The sequence below is a fragment of the Paenibacillus campi genome, assembly GCF_034659835.1.
In the GTDB taxonomy this organism is placed as follows: Bacteria; Bacillota; Bacilli; order Paenibacillales; family Paenibacillaceae; genus Saccharibacillus; species Saccharibacillus campi.
On record NZ_JAXSQZ010000002.1, the window covers coordinates 541,939 to 559,731 of the forward strand.

A 17,793-nucleotide genomic window follows, 5' to 3' on the forward strand; every position below is an offset into this window, starting at 1 on the left:
GCCGTATGTGGCGCGCTTATCGCTTATAGCCCCTTTTTCATATTTTATGCGCAAGAAAGCAGTTGCATAAGAAAGCGTATTCATTTATGATGGTAGGGAAAACGGTGTTAATACACATTAAAGTGAAGGATAGGAGGGTTTCAATGGCAACTAGCAACACGAACAATGCCGCAGTAGTCGAAATCGCACAAACTGCAGGTCAGTTCACATCGTCCATCGTACTGCAATATGAAACCAAATTTATCGACGTTAAAAGTATTCTCGGGCTGTTCACTACACTGGTGACAAATCATGAGTATGAGCTTCATGTTCATGGTCCGGATGAAGAAGCAGCGAAGGAAGCGGTCGTTGCCGTTTTCGAAAAACACGGTTTGCACGTTAAACTGGCTGACAATGATTGATTGCAAAATGCTGTCCTTCCTCGGAAGGACGGCATTTTAACTTTTCAGGGAAGCGTTAGCGGAAGTATGGAATACATAAGGCAAGTTATTATTTTAAATATAAGATAATTCGCTTTGATTTGACGTGAGGTTCTTGTATTGACCTGCAATTTCGTCTAATATTAGGAGTAGTAATGGCCGAGAGTTCTCGAACATAGGGGGGAAGAACATGACTTCATCTGATCTGCAGGAACAGTTGAATATAAAAGCATTAAATCTTCTTCAAGAAGATGCAGATAAAATTGAGAAATTGATTGAAATCCAGATGGAGAATTTGGACACACGCTACTGTCCGCTCTATGAAGAAGTGTTGGACACACAAGTATACGGTTTTTCCAAAGAAGTGGACTTTGCGATTCGCGCCGGGCTAGTGTCCGAACCGGTCGGTAAGCAGCTGATCAGCAATTTGGAGCGCAATTTGTCCGTGCTGTATGAAGCGATGAATAATAAGACACAGTCTGCCGAATAGCAGAGTGGATCACATAGAGATGCCTGTACCCGATTGCGGAGTACAGGCATTTTTTGTGTGCAGATCGCTTAAGGCATGTCTTCAAACTGCCTTACAGATCGTTCGATACGGATAGTTTGCATCAGACTAAGCTATACAGGGTGTTATTTTATGTTAAAAGTGACGTTTGTGAACTATACAATGATGCGTAACATCGTTTGAAAACACCGCCTCATGCATTATGTCGTTGCGAGTACGATCTAGGATTGAATCGACTTACACGAGATAAAACGAGACGCCGAGAATAATATACACTACGATCAGCAGCAAGCCTTCATACCAGTTGGTCGCGCCATCCTGTATGATTGATTTGGCGATAAACACCGATACCATAATCGCGACCAGTTCCAGTGTTGTAAATACGATATCCATCGTATTGCCAAGGAAAAAGCTGACAAATACGAGCACCGGTGCTACGAATAAGGCAATTTGCAAACTGCTGCCGACAGCAATTTCGACCGACGCGCCGATCTTATTTTTCATCGCTAGCAAAATGGCGGCGCTATGCTCGGCAGCATTACCGATAATCGCCACTACAAATGCCCCGACAAACAGCTCGCTAAAGCCAAAGCTGGACGTGAACGTTTCCAATGTGCCGACAAGCCATTCGCTGACAAATGCCGTCATGATCGTCGCGATTAGCAAATAGGCAATCGAACGTCCTTTTGACCATGCCGGTTGTTCTTCTTCATTCGCTTCTTCTAGAGGAGCAACGCTTGCTGTCTGCTGATTTACCGGCTGGTTGCCGCTCGCACCAGCCGAAGCGACAGTCAGTTCGGCAACACTTGCCCCTGTACCGTGACCGCCTGCGCTAGCCGGGGCTACTTTTACGTCCGCCAGATCATGTTTATGCGTGACCATCGAGAAAATGAGCCAGGCGATGTAAGCGATAATGAGTAGCCCTGCCACGATCAAACTGAGCGTATTCACCTGCGGATGGGTGATCGAGTGCGTGTTCAAAAACAGTGCTGGCACAAACAGCGCAATGACCGCTACGATCATAAGCGAGCCGTTCATATTTGCCAAGGTGACGTTAAAGTTTTGCACTTTATGTTTGAGTCCGCCTGCAAATACGCTCAAACCGAGCACAAGCAGCAAGTTGCCGATAATGGAACCGGTCAAACTCGCTTTGACCATATCGTACAGCCCTTCACGTAGCAGCATAATCGCAATGATCAGCTCTGCCGCATTGCCGAATGTTGCATTCAGAAAGCCGCCCAGACGCTGCCCGGCGTAATGCGCCACACTTTCCGTCGCCCGTCCGAGAAATCCGGCAACTAGAATGACGGCGATCGCTGAAAATGAAAATTGCAGCACCGGATGGAAACCGGCATAATGCGCGATTGCACTTAATACGAAAAAGATTGCGAGTAAAATGGTAGATATGTGCTTTTTCATAAGCCACCTCACTATGTAAATTCTTAAACAATATACCCAATAAGCTTCTAAAAGTAAACGCAGTTGGCAAGATTACATAAACATATATACATGATCTTATGTACGGATAATCCTCTATCCTATCGCCAATGCCAACAGTAGACAGGTTAAATGAAAAGCAGTGGCAACTGCTTATTTTGTAGCTGCTCACTTGCAATTGAGGCATATAGCGTAGGTGACAAAATATTAATTTTGAATATCCGCGCCAGATGCAATAAAATAGAGTGGTACGAACTATGTGATTTGAACCGGTAATGTTTTAGGGGAAAAGGTTCAAGTCCGAAGGAGGATGGACATGACCGAGTCATTACAATTAGATATGGGCACAATTAAGATTGCCGATGACGTCGTAGCAAAGGTGGCGGGCATGGCCGCACTGGAAACACCGGGAATCGCTGCTATGTCGGGCGGTTTATCGGAAGGTTTTGCCAAGCGTCTAAGCGGGAAAAATGTACAAAAGGGTGTTACAGTAGAAGTTGGGCAGCTCGAAGCGGCGATCGATTTGCGTATTATCGTACTATATGAAACGCCGATTCATGAAGTATGCCGTATGCTTCAGCAAAACGTGCGCGAAGCGGTAGAAACGCTGACTGGCTTAAAGGTCGTTGAAGTGAATGTGAAGGTGGAAGGTGTTGCCTTCAAAGATGAGCTGATCGATATGGACAAAACAAGAAGCTCCAATCATTCGGTTAAAGTAATGTGATCAATCGATCCTGCATGCACATACATGAATAAAGCGAAAAAGGAACGACAGCTTAGTGCTTGTCGTTCCTTTTTTGCAGCTTATATGTGGTTAATACGAAAGTTGAATGTACTATTTTAACGATCCAATCTTTCAATGGAAGCAAAAGCTATTATTTCATCCGCATCGAAATCGATTGTCGACGTGTGCCATATTCACTGCCTGTCGCTTGCTGCTCTGCCAGCGCACGGTTGGTCTCGCGCGAAATACTCAGCATAATGCCCATACTAAGCATCGTAATGATCAATGACGTACCGCCATAACTAATAAATGGCAACGGTACACCGGTTAACGGAATCGTATTGGTCACACCGCCGATATTAATAAATGCCTGGATTGCGAACATGCCCATAATGCCGACACCGACAAGCGTTCCGAAAATATCCGGGCATTTGAGCGCTATCCATATGCCACGCACGATAAAGTAGATGTAGGCGAGCAAAAATAGCGCTGTGCCGACAAAGCCAAATTCCTCACCGATGACCGAGAAAATAAAGTCATTGTACGGATTGGGCAAATAGTGCAGCTTTTGAATACTTTGTCCGAAACCAGAACCGGTAAACCCGCCTTGCCCGATCGCTGTTAACGATTGGATCATATTGTAGCCGGCGCCGCGTTCATCGGCAAATGGATTGAGAAATGTCTCAATCCTGCCCATTCGGTAGTTGGAATCGCCTTTGTCACTGCTGTCATGACTAAACAGCGAATTGACTCCAAACACGAGTGCAGCGCCTAATACAAGCAAGGCGACCGAAGCGAAAATATGTTTGACGCTTGCCCCGCCGGTGTAGATGATCAAGCCAGCTGTAGCAACGAGAATCATACAGGAACCAAGGTCAGGCTGTAGCATAATGAGACCAGCGACAAGCCCGACGATCAACATAACCGGAATGTAGCCGGTGCGCAGATCGCGCAAACGCTCGCCTTTTTTGGCAATCAGGGCGGATAAGTACAGAATAACCGCCAACTTGGCAAACTCGGCTGGCTGAATCGATGCGCCTGCTGGCAGCGCAATCCAGCTTCGTGCACCGTTAATTTTACTGCCGATGACGAGTACAGCAAGCAGCATTAACAGCGTGACGAGAAAAAAAGGTGCAAACCATTTTTTGTATTTGCTGTAATGCGCCTTCATCGCGAAAAACATCGCCACAAATCCAATCAATGCAAAAATGATATGCCGTTTGGTGAAATACATCGAATCATAATGAAAACGTTCACTCGTAAAAGTTAAGCTGGAACTAGCACTAAATACCATTAAGATGCCAAATCCGACCAAAATAAAGGTGAGCACGAGCAATTGAAAATCAGGCGCGCCGTGCTTGATCACTTTACGATTCGGATCGGTAGGTTTTGGAATGTTACGTACATTGTTCGTGCGATTGTTGCCTCCGCTGCGATACCGATTGGCAAGACTTTGCGTGCTTGAACCAGGTGCGGGTTGTCTAATTTTGTTCATGATGTATCTCCAATAACGGAATGGATATGTACAAAAGTGACGGGAGACGATGACCATCTCGATATGTATCGGTCATGTACAAATCCTCCTTGTTTTAAGATGCCTGCAAAATTATGTTAAGTTCATTTTTTCATGATAGTACGTTTTGAGCACAGGTGCAAGCTCTGACAAGGCTTTTTGGCTGTCTAGCGCAGCTTTCCAGGCAAGTGGTTCATTATACTAGGTTTGGCTGCTAATTACGCTACCTGTGACTAGGCGATTTGGGTATAAATAACAATGTGGAACAGAGGGGGAAATGTAAAAGATGATTTTACAAACTTCTGTTTTTCCGTCAAAATAATGCCTAAAGAATTATTTAACCCGATCACAGCAGATGAATCAGCGCGGGTACAACTAAATACGAGCAAGCCGGGAGATGAAGGGAAGGATGAGTCAGATGGGGGACTATAATTGGAATGCCCTGTTTCCGGAAATGGTGCAGTGGAGGCGACATCTTCATATGTATCCAGAGCTGTCTTATGCGGAGCATGGAACGATGCATTTTATTGCAGAACGCTTGCGTTCATGGGGGGTGGACACGCGCGTAGGTGTGGGCAAAACCGGCGTAGTCGGTATCATTTGCGGCACACAGCCGGGCAAAACGGTAGCGCTACGCGCCGATATGGACGCATTGCCGATTCAAGATGAGAAGCAATGTGAGTACGCATCACAGGTCCCAGGTGTGATGCATGCGTGTGGGCATGATGGACATGTGGCTGGACTGCTCGCGGTCGCCCGCTATTTTAGTGAGCGCCGGGAACAATTACAAGGTGAGATTCGGCTTATTTTCCAGCCAGCCGAAGAAGTGTGTCCGGGTGGAGCGCTACAAATGATCGAAGATGGTGCGCTGGAAGGGGTCGACGTGATCTATGGTGTGCATTTGTGGACGCCGATTCCGTACGGTCAGCTTGCCAGTGCGCCGGGGCCATTAATGGCTTCAACCGATGAATTTTTTATCGATATTACAGGCAAAGGCGGTCATGGCGGCATGCCGCATATGGCGGTGGATAGTTTATTAATCGGCGCTCAGCTCGTCGTACAGTTACAGTCGATCATTAGTCGTAATGTCAATCCGCTGCAACCTGCGGTCGTAAGTGTAGGCACATTTAATAGCGGCAGTGCGCAAAATGTAATTGCGGAAACGAGTCGTATTACCGGTACGGTGCGCGCCTTTGACGAACAAACACGGTTGTTGATCAAGCGCCGGATTCATGAGGTGAGCGAGCAACTATGCGCATTGCATGGGGCGGAAGCGGCGATCGAATATGTGATGGGCTATCCGACGCTCGTCAATCATGAAGGAGAGACGGAGCGCTTTTTCCGTGTCGGTCGTACTGTATTTGGCGAAGCGCAGATTGCGCAAACACCGCCGATGATGCCGGCGGAAGATTTTGCTTATTATGTACAGCAGGTGCCGGGCTGCTTTATGTTTGTCGGTGCGGGGAATGAAGCGACCGGGGCTACGTATCCACATCATCATGCACGCTTTGATATCGATGAGTCGTCGATGCTGCATGCGGCGCGTATGTTGGTAGCGATGGCGGAAGATTATTTGGCGGAAGCGGCTAGATAGGAACAAATGTCAGCTCAGCTTTGCGCTCGTTAGAGGCTCTATACGAAGTGTGAACACAAGTGAACGACAACATTGCTGGCTAACCTGCTGATGGCAGGATCATTCACATGAGTAACCCGTTTTTTGGAAAGGGGCTTCTAATCTGTTCTTTTGTTATGCTATGATGATAGGGACAGTTGAAAGCAAGGCTGTCTATTATTATAGAGGAATGGGATGAACTTCATGAGCGCTACCGAGACGAGAACGGTTGATATGGCCGAAGTTTTATTATGCGCCTATGATTTGGGCGATATGATCAACAATTCTATCGAAGTCGCTAATTATTTATATTGGAAAGAGCGGATGCAGCAGCATCCGGAAGTACAGCGCTTGATCAGCAAGCTGAACAGCAAAAAGGAGCTGTTTGAGGAAACCCAGCGTTTTGGGCATTTCCACCCGAACTATCATGCCGCCCGCGCAGAAGTGGAAGCGGTTCAGGAGGAAATGCAGCAGATCGAGGCGGTTCGCCGTTTTACAGAAGCGGAGAGCAATCTGGATCGAATGCTGTATGAGATGTCTGAAACGATTGCACATTCCGTTTCACAGACGATCAAGGTTCCTAGCAATGATCCTTTACCAAAAGGAGGCGGATGTGGCAGTGGAGGCTCATGTGGATGCGGCGGATAATCATCCGCTAAAAGAAGAAGCAACATTTCCGGAGCGTATCGGTTATATTATTTGGGTCAGCGATCTGAAAGCCGCCCGCAATCTGGAAAAGTACGGTTGTGTACATTACATCTCACGCCGTATGCATTATGTAGTTATGTATGTGAATGCCGAACGGGAACCGGATATCGTAAAAAATATGTCTCGTCTCTCTTATGTACGCAAAGTGGAACGCTCATATCGTAACGAGATCAAAACCGAATATAGCAAAAAAGTACCTGATCCAACCCAGTTTTTTGGAATTTAATGCAAAACGACAGGCTAATGTATCGCTAATAAATGCAGGCGCTACACATGCCATCATCTTTTTTAGGAACGATAATATTGCTGTAGTTGCCAATAACGTGAACAATGGAGCGGCCGGAAGGCCGCTCTTTTACATAGACTGACGATCCTTTACTGTTTGTTTTGCGGCTGGATCACCGTGTCGCCGGGTTTTAACATAGGGAACGATCTCATTTTATCATTCTCTTTACATTTCAGTTAAAGTGTAAATGTAATTAATTTGAAGATATATCAGTGATATTTTTTAACTTTTTGTAGATATGGGTTAAAAGATAGTATACAAGTGTCGATATAATGCTTAGTGGGACTCTAGTACCTAATAAGTAGTACATTAAGTTATTAATTAGCTTTAAAATGCGTATTATAGGTTTGGTCGCAAAGTCGGCAGGCTATACAGCGTAAGATTGCCCCTCTGTGTAGGTCTTCAGATGCATATGGCGTACAACTAAAGGGGAGCATACTTAAAGGGAAAGACCTGTGAAGATGGGGAGTGAATAATTAATGAGAGACAAAATCATGGAGCGCTGGAGCACATATGAACCTTTCCATGTTGTATTGGGAGAAAAGAAAGTAGCCGACATCGTTATTACGAATCATGCAATCAGCCGTTACAATGACCGCATCGCCAAAGGTCAAACCCCAATCGAAGATATCGCTGGATTTATGTGGGAAAGTTTAAAGCAAACTCGGATCGTTTCGTATTATCGTAAAGAAGAAGACGTGTACCTAATCGACGAAGATATCGTCGTTGTTGCCGAATTTGCCGAATTGCCTGGAGAGTTCGATCTTACCGGTAATCCGCTCCATAAGATGATCGTTGTTACTTTCCTCGGCAAAATGTCCGAGACGATCGAGTTGCGTGATCTGAAGTCTTATTATTCCTGGCTCAGACATTCCCGTCGAATGACACTTATCAAAAATAGCCGTAAACGTAAATAGCAACTTCCAGTAACACGGGTATTCATAATTGACATATAAGCAAAAAATTGGTTCTTGTTGCAACATAAACATGCGGCAGCAGAACGTCAAAACACGCATCCTATGTATATTTTATTTTGGAAAAGAGTCTGCTGCGGCAGGCTCTTTTTGTGATGTTGGCAGCGGTTTTGTTGCTGACACCGGTAAATCGGGTACAATGGAAGACAGGATCAAGGAGGGAAGCGGAAGTGGCGTTTAATTTTCATCAATTGCATATTTTTTATACGGTAGCAGAGCGAGGCAGTTTTTCGGCAGCTGCGCAGGCGCTGCATATGACACAGCCGGCGGTGACGATGCAGGTGCAGGCGTTGGAGGAGCATTTTGGCACACGTCTGTTTAATCGCACGACCAAGCGGATTGGGCTATCTGAGGCTGGGCATGCGTTAATGCCGTTTGCTCGCCGCGGAATCGAGCTGATGCGGGAAACAGATGCGGCGATGTCGCGTTTTACAGATGATCTTGCCGGACGTTTGCTGCTTGGGGCGAGCAATACGATTGGCGAATATGTACTACCGCGTTTACTTGTACCGCTCGGTCAGCGTTACCCAGAAATGAAGGTCGTACTGAAAATTATGAATACGACGCAAATTTTGGACGAAATTAGCCGTAATCAGCTTGATTTTGGCTTGATTGAAGCGCCAGTAGAGCACCCGGATATGACGATTACGCCGGTGATGCAAGATGAACTCAAGCTGATCGTGCCTGCACAGCATCCGTTGGCAGCGCAGGAGCAGGTGACGCTGGATGATGTGTTGGAGCATTCGTTTGTGCTGCGTGAAAAAGGATCAGGTACCCGTCAAGTGATGGAGGAAGAATTGATTCGCCACCATATCGATCTGGCACGCATACGCACGGTAATGGAGCTGGGCAGCACCGGAGCAGTCAAATCGGCAGTGGAAGCGGGTCTTGGCATTACGGTGCTGTCGCCATCATCGGTTAAGCATGAAGTGGCGCTCGGACTGCTGAAAGTGCTGACGATCGAAGGGATGTCCTTTCCGCGTCAATTTTATTCGATTCAGCTTAAATCTACACTGCTGCGGATGCCGGCAACGGCGTTTTTGCAGTTTTTGCAGGAGCATTCGCTTGATTAAGTCCGATTAGTGCAGCAGTTGCGATGGGTATGGATCATATATACGCATGGATGTGCTTTTTTTGCCAATTTGATGTATGAACAGGAGTGAGTGAAATGAACAATCCAAATCACGTGCAGTTAGCATTCGCTGATCTGCATACACATACACAGGCTTCGGATGGGATGAATACGCCAGCCGAAAACGTAAAGCTGGCTGCGGAAGCGGGTCTTGCTGCACTTGCGATTACCGATCATGATACCGTTGCAGGTGTAGCTGAGGCGCTCGCTGCTGCCGAACAGCATGGAATTATCGTCGTGCCAGGTGTGGAAATTAGTACGATGGAGGATGGAAAGGACATTCATATTGTTGGTTATTACCTCGACATAGCGGATACGATGTTGCTTGAGCGGCTGGAAGGCTTGCGCCGTATTCGCGATGAACGTAATGAATTGATTTTGGAGAAGCTGCGCGAACTTGGCTTGCAGATTACGATCGACGATGTGCTGGCACAATTGGGGCGTGAACTTTTACCGGATGAGAGCATTGGACGTCCGCATATGGCAGATACGCTAGTAGCGAAAGGCTATGTGAGCGATCTGCGCGAAGCATTTGATAAGTATTTGGCACAGGGAGCTGCTGCTTATGTAGCGCCACGGAGCATTACCCCAATCGAAGCGACAGAGTGGATTATCGAAGCAGGCGGCGTGCCGGTGATGGCGCATCCGGGTATTTATGGGGATGACGATTTGGTCGTACGCATTTTCGATCACAGCAGGCTGGCGGGCATCGAAGTGTATCATTCCGACCATTTGCCAGAGGATGAGCAGCGTTACTTGAAGTTAGCCGAGCAGCGCGATTTGATCGTAACCGGTGGTTCTGACTATCACGGTGAACGTCAAGGTAAAGTGTTCCACGGCCCGCTAGGCGGTCGAAAAGTTCCGGTTGCTGTCGTACAGCAGCTTCGTGAGGCGAGTCGAGTGGGGAAGAACTAAGCGGATAAGATTGTGCATTGACCATGCTATAGTTCAGGATGTGCAGCCGCTTTAAAGTTGAACTTAATCTCGGTCAATGGACTACGTTTACAAACGCAATATGATGAATGGACATATGGAAAAAGCTTCTGCCATGGCATTCATGATGCCGGACAGAAGCTTTGTTTGTCATGATAGCCTTATGAGTACGATCGTTCACTTGATCAACGAAGTAGCACTTTGTTAGGGGAACGAAGCGGATCAGGCGACTTCCAATGCTTGTGTTTGTGTCATGTCCAAACATGTATTGTACATCGTTCATCCGTCCTCGTCACAGCTTAATCGTACTATCCAGCTTTTTGATTATATGCTCATCCGGTGTAATAAACAATGTCGTCTGATGATCATAAATGACAAAACCCGGTTTGGCACCACTCGGCTTGTGCACATGGCGGATGAGCGTATAGTCGACCGGCACGCTGCTCGATTGTTTCGCTTGGCTGAAATAAGCGGCAAGCTGAGCGGCTTCCGCCAGCGTCGTATCGCTAAATTCGCTGCTGCGAATAACGACGTGTGAGCCTGGAATATCTTTCGTGTGCAGCCATGTATCATTGTTGCTTGCTAGGCGGTTTGTAATGTATTCGTTTTGCAAATTGTTTTTGCCGACATAGATTTCGATCCCTTCACTTGAAGTGTACACATGCAAGGTGGGACGATTGTCTTTTTTCTTCTTTTTCGCCTTTTTGTTACGGTTGCGCACATAACCTTGCTCAGCAAGTTCTTCGCGGATTTCGTCGATGTCTTGCAGTGCCGCACTTTGCAGTTGTTGCAGCAATGAATCGATATAGGCGATCTCTTGATCGGTTTTGAGCAATTGTTCTTCGATGACGGCAAGGCTATTTTTGTATTTGTTATACCGTTTAAAATAACGCTGTGCATTGTCGGAAGGTGACAGTTGCGGATCAAGCTGAATCGTAATAGGGCGCTGTTCTTCATCATAGAAATTAATGAGCTCGATTTCGCGATCGCCTTTGCTAAGCTGGTGCAGAGATGCAAACAGCAGCTCGCCTTGAATCCGATATTTCTCCGCATCGCCTGCTTCCAGTTGATCCTGATGCAGTTTGTCGAGCTTTTTAATATTTTTATTGCGTTCATTTTGCAAAAAGCGCAGCAGATCGCTTGTTTTCTGCTTGACCGTATCACGTTCGGCTTTTTCGCCATAATATGCTTCCATACATTCGCTAATCGAAGTATAGCTAGTTTGTTTGTCGATGATCAATGTGAGCGGGACGGCGGAAAAGACAATTTTCCCTTTGGCATTCAGACCGCTCATCGGTGCGAACGAGCCAGTACGGACTTGCTCCATCAGCTCGGAAAAATAGTGCCAGAGACGTGGGGCGGTCAGTTGATGCTCGGTTTGCCCGCTATGCTCGGCATTGTTTGCCAGCGCTTTGGCTTGTGTTGGCACCGCTTCGGCTTGTGTGTGTTCCGGCTGCTCGGTTCCGGTTTGCCGATTGTCCGAATGGGCTGCGGCTGTGCGGTGCACAATTTCATCCGCGATCAGCGGGCTAATACCGGTAAATGTTTGTACGATCCAGCGCGACGGTGCTTCTTCACTAGCGGCAAATGCTGCATCGAACTGTTCGGCTGTCGTTTCGAGCGGATTCAGTTTGTTTTGCTGTGGCGGTTCCTGGTATTGAAAACCGGGCATAATGACACGATAGCTACTAATGGCTGGTGTGACATGATGAATACCGTCCAAAATAGTGCCGGTCGCTGGATCGACGATGATGATATTACTATGACGACCCATCAGCTCGATAATAATGCGTTTGAACGATACATCGCCCAGCTCGTCGCGTTGGCGAACATGCATATGAATGATGCGCTCCATGCCGACCTGTTCGATCGACTCGATAATACTGCTTTCGCAATGCTTGCGCATAAGCATACAGAACATCGGCGCTTCCTGTGGATTCATAAACGATTGCGTCGTAAATTGCACGCGTGGATAAGTCGGATTGGCGCTTAGCAGCAGTTTGCGATTGTCGCGCTGTGCACGCACTTGAAATACGATATCGTTCTCGGTCGGTTGATGAATTTTATTAATACGCGATCCTACGAGAATCTGAAGTTCCTGTACGATCGCACGGGTTACAATACCATCCAATGCCATGTGTATAATTCTCCTATTCCTCTGTTTATCGGAAAGCGGGCGCTTGCTATGCCCGCCCTTTCTATGATGCCACAAACCATTCGCAATTGACAGCTATCTCATGCTATGCTTACCCGAGAGAGTGCATTTTGACCAGTATATAGAGCAGGGAGAGACACAACATGGAATTTACAAAAATGAATGGGCTTGGCAATGACTTTATCGTCGTCTACGGCGAACCATCACTGCCTGCTCATGCGGGAGAATTGGCGATTCGCTATTGCAACCGTTACTTTGGGATCGGTGCGGATGGACTTGTATACATATTGCCGTCAGCGCGTGCGGATGTGATGATGCGCATTATTAATTCGGACGGATCGGAAGCGGAGCAATGCGGCAATGCCGTGCGCTGTGTTGCCAAATACGTATACGATCGCGGCATCGTCGCACAACCCGATATTCGGATCGAAACGATCGGTGCGGGCGTGCAGACCGTTACGATTCAAGCGGAGGAAGGCAAAGCGAAAACAGTACGTGTTGATATGGGCGAGCCGATTTTGGATGGGGAACGCATTCCGGTTGCTATAGCTGGCAATCCAGTGCTGAATGCACCGATTGAAGTTGCCGGGCAGACGTTTACATTTACGGCAGTATCGATGGGCAATCCGCATTGTGTGATTTATGTGGATGACGCTGTCGAGTTTGATCTGCATACATGGGGACCGCTGCTGGAAAAGCATGAGCTGTTTCCACGCAAAACAAATGTCGAGTTTACGACCGTGCGTAGCCGCGACCGGATCGATATGCGTGTATGGGAACGCGGAGCAGGCGCGACGCTTGCCTGCGGTACAGGCGCATGTGCGACACTCGTTGCCTCTGTGCTAAATGGCTATAGTGATCGCAATGCCTACGTATCGCTTAAAGGCGGCGATTTGTATATCGAATGGGATGAGGCGACCAATCATGTATTTATGACTGGGCCAGCGGACATGGTGTATAGCGGGCAGACGCTGGATTAAAGCGGGTGCGTAATTTGGTGATAGGCGTCATATTTAGAGGATATTTAAAATGCAGACTAGTATCGCTGTCTGATGGATAAAGTAGGATAATGATATGCTGATGCTACAATTCCATACCGAAGTGGATGATGCCCTAGCAGCAAAGTTTGCGTACTACACTTAACAAATAGGAATATGAGTTTAATGTATCTGCAACGTAATGAAGTACGCTGTAGCCTGTATGCACATCGCTCGTTGCGCGGTTATACCTTTTAGCTATATCAGTCGATTCTGCCTTTAATTGCCTGCATTTTATGTTACATTAAGCGTACATTATGACAGCGAGGTGTACGTTTATGAAGCGTGATTTGCGGACAAGATGGACAGAAGGCGTGATCGTAGGCGATGGCGCAATGGGAACTTATTTGTACCAGCTCGGTTTTCCGGTTGGTATTTCATATGAAGAACTGAATCTGCTTAATCCGCAGATCATTGAAGATATTCATCGTCAGTATGTGAACGCAGGTGCCGAACTGATCGAAACGAATACATTTTCAGCGAACTATGAGCGCCTTGCCAAGTTTGGCTTGGAGCATAAGGTGGAGCAAATTAATCGTGCTGGTGTGCGTATTGCGCGGCAAGCTGCTGGTGACAAGGCGTATGTGGTCGGTTCGGTCGGCGCGATTCGTGAAGGCAAGCGTTCCAATACACCGCTGCCAGAGCTGCGTAAATATTTTAAACAGCAATTAAATGCGATTTTGGAGGAAGGCGTGGATGGCATTTTGCTGGAAACGTTTTTCGAGCTGGAGGAGCTTGCGTTAGCGTTGCGTCAGGTGCGTAAAATGACCGATATTCCGATCATGTGTCAGCTGACCGTGGAAGATTCGGTGCGCACGCAGGACGGATACGCTTTGCCGGATGCGTTTGCGATTCTTGCTGAGGCGGGCGCCGATATGGTCGGTTTGAACTGCCGTGTCGGTCCAAACGGGATTATGCGAGCGCTGGAATACGTGCGCGGCAAAGTCGCATTGCCATTGTCCGTCTATCCGGATGCCGGGGTGGCGAGCTATATCGATGGGGAGTATCGCTATAAAGCGAAGCCGTCCTATTTTGGACAAAGTTCGGTACGGCTGGCGGAACTTGGTGCACGGGTCGTCGGCGGATGCTGCGGCACAACGCCGAAGCATATCGCTGCGATTGCGCGTGCGCTGGAAGATTACAGTGCGCCGGTGCTTGATTTTTCCAATGTGAAGGTGCCTTCACCACAGGTGAGCATTACGATGGAAAAAGATATTTTGCACGGCTGGGATTCGATTGGGGAGGAAGCGCCGCCGACATTGGTCGATCTTGTGCGTGAGCGTCCAACGGTGATCGTTGAGCTTGATCCACCACGCGATCTTGATATTAGCAATTTTATGAGCGGAGCAGAAGCGCTTAAAAAGGCAGGTGCCGACGCGGTCACGATGGCGGACAATTCACTTGCGGTTACCCGCATGAGCAATATGGCGCTTGCACATCTTGTGCAGCGCGAGTATGGACTGCGTGCGCTTGTGCATATTACGTGCCGTGACCGCAATATGATCGGCAGCCAGTCGCATATGATGGGGCTGAATGCGCTCGGCATTGATCATGTGCTGGCGATCACCGGTGATCCGTCTAAATTCGGTGATTTACCGGGTGCCAGCTCGGTGTATGATATGACCTCATTTGATATGATTCGTATGATCAAGCAGCTTAACGAAGGTGTGGCATTTTCCGGCAAAACGCTGAAGCATCGCGCGCGCTTTGTCGTCGGTTCAGCGCTAAATCCGAATGTAAAACATCTGGACAAAGCGGTACAGCGCTTGGAAAAGAAAATCGCTGCCGGCGCCGATTATGTGATGACCCAGCCGGTGTACGATCCGAAGCTAATTGCGGATATTCGCGCGGCAACGAGTCATTTAAACGTACCGGTATTTATCGGTATTATGCCGCTTGCGAGCGGGCGTAATGCTGAATATTTACACAATGAAGTGCCTGGCATTCAGCTACCGGATCATATTCGTGGACGCATGTCCGGGCTGGAAGGGGAGCAAGGACGTCAGATGGGCGTAGCGATCGCTGAGGAATTGATCGATGTGGCGCTGGAGCATTTCAACGGAATTTACATTATGACTCCGTTTATGCTATATGAGATGAGCGCCCGTCTGACCGAATACGTATGGGCAAAAGCAAAGCAACGTCCAAACCCCTTGTTTCAAGGCAAATAATCAATTACAATAGTATAACGGATGTGATGCCGATGTCATTCAGTATGACCGGATACGGTCAGTCCGCCGTGGAATACGGTGGCTACAAAATCCAGATTGAAGTCAAATCTGTAAACCATCGCTATTGCGAGGTGATGCTTCGCATGCCGCGTGAATGGGCAATGTTGGAAGACAGCCTGCGCAAACTCGTACAGAGCAAAGTGAAGCGTGGACGGATTGACGTATTTGTAAATAAAGAACAGGATGATGGGCAACCGTCATCCCTTCAGCTCAATCATGAGGCAGCAGCAGCTTATATTGCAGCGGCGGCAGAGCTGAAGCAACATGACGAGGTGGCAGGTGTATTGGAAGTTAGCCAGCTGCTTGCGTTGCCTGGTGTGATGACTGTGCAGGAGCATAGCCAACCGGAACATGATTCCGAACGGCTACAGATGCTGTTAAGGCAAGGATTGGACGAGGCGCTGAACGGCCTAGTGGACATGCGGGTGCGTGAAGGTCGGCATTTGGTCTTTGACTTGCAGGGCAGGCTTGCTCATTTGGAACAGCTTTATAAGGAGATGCGAGAGCTTGCGCCCACGGTGGTGGAAGAATACCGTACACGGATGAAGCAGCGGTTAAATGAGCTTCAGGACGGCAGCTTTCACTGGGATGAATCAAGAATCGGCATGGAGATAGCGATCTTTGCCGATCGTTCCAATATCGATGAGGAATTGACTAGGCTGGCGAGTCATTTTGAGCAGTTCCGGCAATTGCTGGACAGCGATGATTCGATCGGTCGTAAGCTCGATTTCCTGCTTCAGGAAATGAACCGGGAAGTCAATACGATCGGTTCCAAAGCTAATCATCTGGCTCTAGTGAATCATGTCGTCGAGATGAAAGCGGAGCTGGAAAAAATCCGTGAACAAGCCGCCAATTTGGAATAAGACTAAGCAGCGACCTGAGTTTCGGCGCGATGGAGTCAAATGCATAGGGGGAAAAACCTGAACATGGCAATCAAACTTATCAATATTGGCTTTGGTAATATCGTATCCGCGAACCGGATCATTTCTATCGTAAGCCCGGAATCCGCACCGATTAAACGGATTATTCAGGAGGCGCGCGATCGCCATATGCTGATTGATGCAACCTATGGTCGACGTACACGCGCGGTCATTATTACCGATAGTGATCACGTCATTTTATCGGCAGTTCAGCCGGAAACCGTAGCGCATCGTTTGTCCCTTAAGGACGACGATAACGACGAATAAACAAAATCAGACTGCCGGTAGCTGGATACAGCGCCGGCAGTCTACATTGGAGTGTATCATGTCTAAAGGATTATTATTTGTACTGTCCGGCCCGTCCGGTGTCGGCAAAGGAACCGTCAGCGCAGAGCTGCGCTTACGCAAGCCGGAGCTAATCTATTCGGTGTCCGCGACCACTCGTCAGCCGCGTGCCGGTGAAGTGGATGGGGTTAACTATTTCTTCAAAACACGCGCTGAGTTTCAAAATATGATTGCACACGATATGCTGCTGGAATACGCGGAATACGTAGGCAATCATTACGGTACACCGCGCGATTTTGTGGAACGCACACTGGAAGCGGGCAACGATATTTTTCTGGAAATCGAAGTGCAGGGCGCACTAAAGGTAATGGAAAAGTTTCCTGAAGGTGTGTTTATTTTCCTGACGCCTCCTTCGTTTGAAGAATTGCAAAACCGTCTGCAAAATCGCGGTACGGAAACGGTCGATACGATCAACAATCGCATGACGGTGGCAGCGGATGAGCTGGAAATGATGAAGCATTATGATTACTCGGTTGTAAATGACGAGATCGAACTGGCGTGCCAGCGGATCGAAAGCATTATCGTTGCCGAACATTGCAAGATTCGTAAATAAGTTTCGGAGCGTAAATGTTCCGACAGAATATGAGGTGCGAAAACTATGTTATATCCGTCCATTGATGAAATGATGAACAAAGTAGACAGCAAATACTCGCTCGTAGTAGCAGCTTCCCGTCGTGCAAGACAACTGCGCGATGGCAGCAAAAGCGAATTGCATCATCCAAAAGCTCACAAATTTGTCGGTGTAGCACTGGAAGAAATTTACAACGACAACATTAAGATCGAGCGTCGTACCGAAGCGGAACTGGAACAAAGCGACCGCGAAAACTAAATCCTTCTTCCTCGGGCAGCATCGTTATGC

The 17,793-nt window shown here is 47.7% G+C and carries 18 protein-coding genes; 15 read left to right on the forward strand and 3 right to left on the reverse strand.

Annotation, left to right across the window (positions count from 1 at the left end; translation table 11 throughout):
* The first annotated feature begins 143 nt into the window (after positions 1–143).
* Together U1I11_RS07485 and U1I11_RS07490 are read left to right on the forward strand one after the other, a co-directional pair.
* A complete protein-coding gene (locus tag U1I11_RS07485) occupies positions 144–401 on the forward strand; it encodes an HPr family phosphocarrier protein (protein ID WP_322905264.1) in 258 nt (85 codons plus the stop codon).
* Between the two features lie 208 nt (positions 402–609).
* Positions 610–909, forward strand: a complete 300-nt coding sequence (locus tag U1I11_RS07490; RefSeq protein WP_322905266.1) for an Fpa/YlaN family protein — start codon at positions 610–612, stop codon at positions 907–909.
* 255 nt (positions 910–1,164) lie between these two features.
* Here U1I11_RS07490 and U1I11_RS07495 read toward each other — a convergent pair whose 3' ends face one another.
* The gene (locus tag U1I11_RS07495; protein WP_322905268.1) at positions 1,165–2,346 is read right to left on the reverse strand and encodes a calcium:cation antiporter; all 1,182 of its coding nucleotides are present in this window, start codon (positions 2,344–2,346) and stop codon (positions 1,165–1,167) included.
* A gap of 334 nt (positions 2,347–2,680) precedes the next feature.
* Between U1I11_RS07495 and U1I11_RS07500 the strand changes: the two genes are divergently transcribed.
* The gene (locus U1I11_RS07500; protein WP_322905270.1) at positions 2,681–3,088 is read left to right on the forward strand and encodes an Asp23/Gls24 family envelope stress response protein; all 408 of its coding nucleotides are present in this window, start codon (positions 2,681–2,683) and stop codon (positions 3,086–3,088) included.
* A 151-nt stretch (positions 3,089–3,239) separates the two neighbouring features.
* Here the strand turns inward: U1I11_RS07500 and ftsW are convergent, their stop codons facing one another.
* Entirely contained in the window at positions 3,240–4,583 is a 1,344-nt protein-coding gene (gene ftsW, locus U1I11_RS07505) for a putative lipid II flippase FtsW (protein ID WP_322905272.1), read from the reverse strand.
* Between the two features lie 436 nt (positions 4,584–5,019).
* Between ftsW and U1I11_RS07510 the strand changes: the two genes are divergently transcribed.
* The 6 genes from U1I11_RS07510 to U1I11_RS07535 all read left to right on the forward strand — a co-directional run bounded on the left by U1I11_RS07510 (position 5,020) and on the right by U1I11_RS07535 (position 10,228).
* Positions 5,020–6,195, forward strand: a complete 1,176-nt coding sequence (locus U1I11_RS07510) for an amidohydrolase (RefSeq protein WP_322905274.1) — start codon at positions 5,020–5,022, stop codon at positions 6,193–6,195.
* Positions 6,196–6,417: 222 nt separating this feature from the next.
* A complete protein-coding gene (locus U1I11_RS07515; RefSeq protein ID WP_322905276.1) occupies positions 6,418–6,861 on the forward strand; it encodes a YlbF/YmcA family competence regulator in 444 nt (147 codons plus the stop codon).
* The gene (locus U1I11_RS07520; protein ID WP_322905749.1) at positions 6,833–7,147 is read left to right on the forward strand and encodes a YlbG family protein; all 315 of its coding nucleotides are present in this window, start codon (positions 6,833–6,835) and stop codon (positions 7,145–7,147) included. Before U1I11_RS07515 ends, U1I11_RS07520 begins: the two co-directional genes overlap by 29 nt.
* Positions 7,148–7,686: 539 nt before the next feature.
* Positions 7,687–8,124, forward strand: coding sequence for a hypothetical protein (locus tag U1I11_RS07525; RefSeq protein ID WP_322905278.1), 438 nt, complete (start codon positions 7,687–7,689; stop codon positions 8,122–8,124).
* Between the two features lie 227 nt (positions 8,125–8,351).
* Positions 8,352–9,254: a selenium metabolism-associated LysR family transcriptional regulator gene (locus U1I11_RS07530; RefSeq protein WP_322905280.1), complete on the forward strand. Its 903-nt coding sequence runs from the start codon at positions 8,352–8,354 to the stop codon at positions 9,252–9,254.
* Positions 9,255–9,349: 95 nt separating this feature from the next.
* Complete coding sequence (locus tag U1I11_RS07535; protein WP_322905282.1) at positions 9,350–10,228, forward strand: PHP domain-containing protein; 879 nt, start codon at positions 9,350–9,352, stop codon at positions 10,226–10,228.
* 310 nt (positions 10,229–10,538) lie between these two features.
* On the opposite strand, the gene U1I11_RS07540 is transcribed toward U1I11_RS07535, so the two are convergent.
* Positions 10,539–12,383, reverse strand: a complete 1,845-nt coding sequence (locus U1I11_RS07540; RefSeq protein WP_322905284.1) for an Rqc2 family fibronectin-binding protein — start codon at positions 12,381–12,383, stop codon at positions 10,539–10,541.
* Between the two features lie 161 nt (positions 12,384–12,544).
* Between U1I11_RS07540 and dapF the strand changes: the two genes are divergently transcribed.
* From dapF to rpoZ, 6 genes are all read left to right on the forward strand, one after another.
* Positions 12,545–13,381 carry a diaminopimelate epimerase gene (gene dapF / locus U1I11_RS07545; RefSeq protein ID WP_322905286.1) on the forward strand — a complete coding sequence of 279 codons (837 nt, stop codon included), beginning with the start codon at positions 12,545–12,547 and terminating at the stop codon, positions 13,379–13,381.
* 335 nt (positions 13,382–13,716) lie between these two features.
* Complete coding sequence (locus U1I11_RS07550) at positions 13,717–15,609, forward strand: bifunctional homocysteine S-methyltransferase/methylenetetrahydrofolate reductase (RefSeq protein ID WP_322905288.1); 1,893 nt, start codon at positions 13,717–13,719, stop codon at positions 15,607–15,609.
* 32 nt (positions 15,610–15,641) lie between these two features.
* The gene (locus U1I11_RS07555) at positions 15,642–16,532 is read left to right on the forward strand and encodes a YicC/YloC family endoribonuclease (protein WP_322905290.1); all 891 of its coding nucleotides are present in this window, start codon (positions 15,642–15,644) and stop codon (positions 16,530–16,532) included.
* Between the two features lie 63 nt (positions 16,533–16,595).
* The gene (gene remA, locus U1I11_RS07560) at positions 16,596–16,856 is read left to right on the forward strand and encodes an extracellular matrix/biofilm regulator RemA (RefSeq protein ID WP_017814687.1); all 261 of its coding nucleotides are present in this window, start codon (positions 16,596–16,598) and stop codon (positions 16,854–16,856) included.
* 58 nt (positions 16,857–16,914) lie between these two features.
* Positions 16,915–17,487, forward strand: coding sequence for a guanylate kinase (gene gmk, locus U1I11_RS07565; RefSeq protein ID WP_322905293.1), 573 nt, complete (start codon positions 16,915–16,917; stop codon positions 17,485–17,487).
* A gap of 45 nt (positions 17,488–17,532) precedes the next feature.
* A complete protein-coding gene (gene rpoZ, locus U1I11_RS07570; RefSeq protein ID WP_188775127.1) occupies positions 17,533–17,763 on the forward strand; it encodes a DNA-directed RNA polymerase subunit omega in 231 nt (76 codons plus the stop codon).
* Positions 17,764–17,793: the final 30 nt, after the last annotated feature.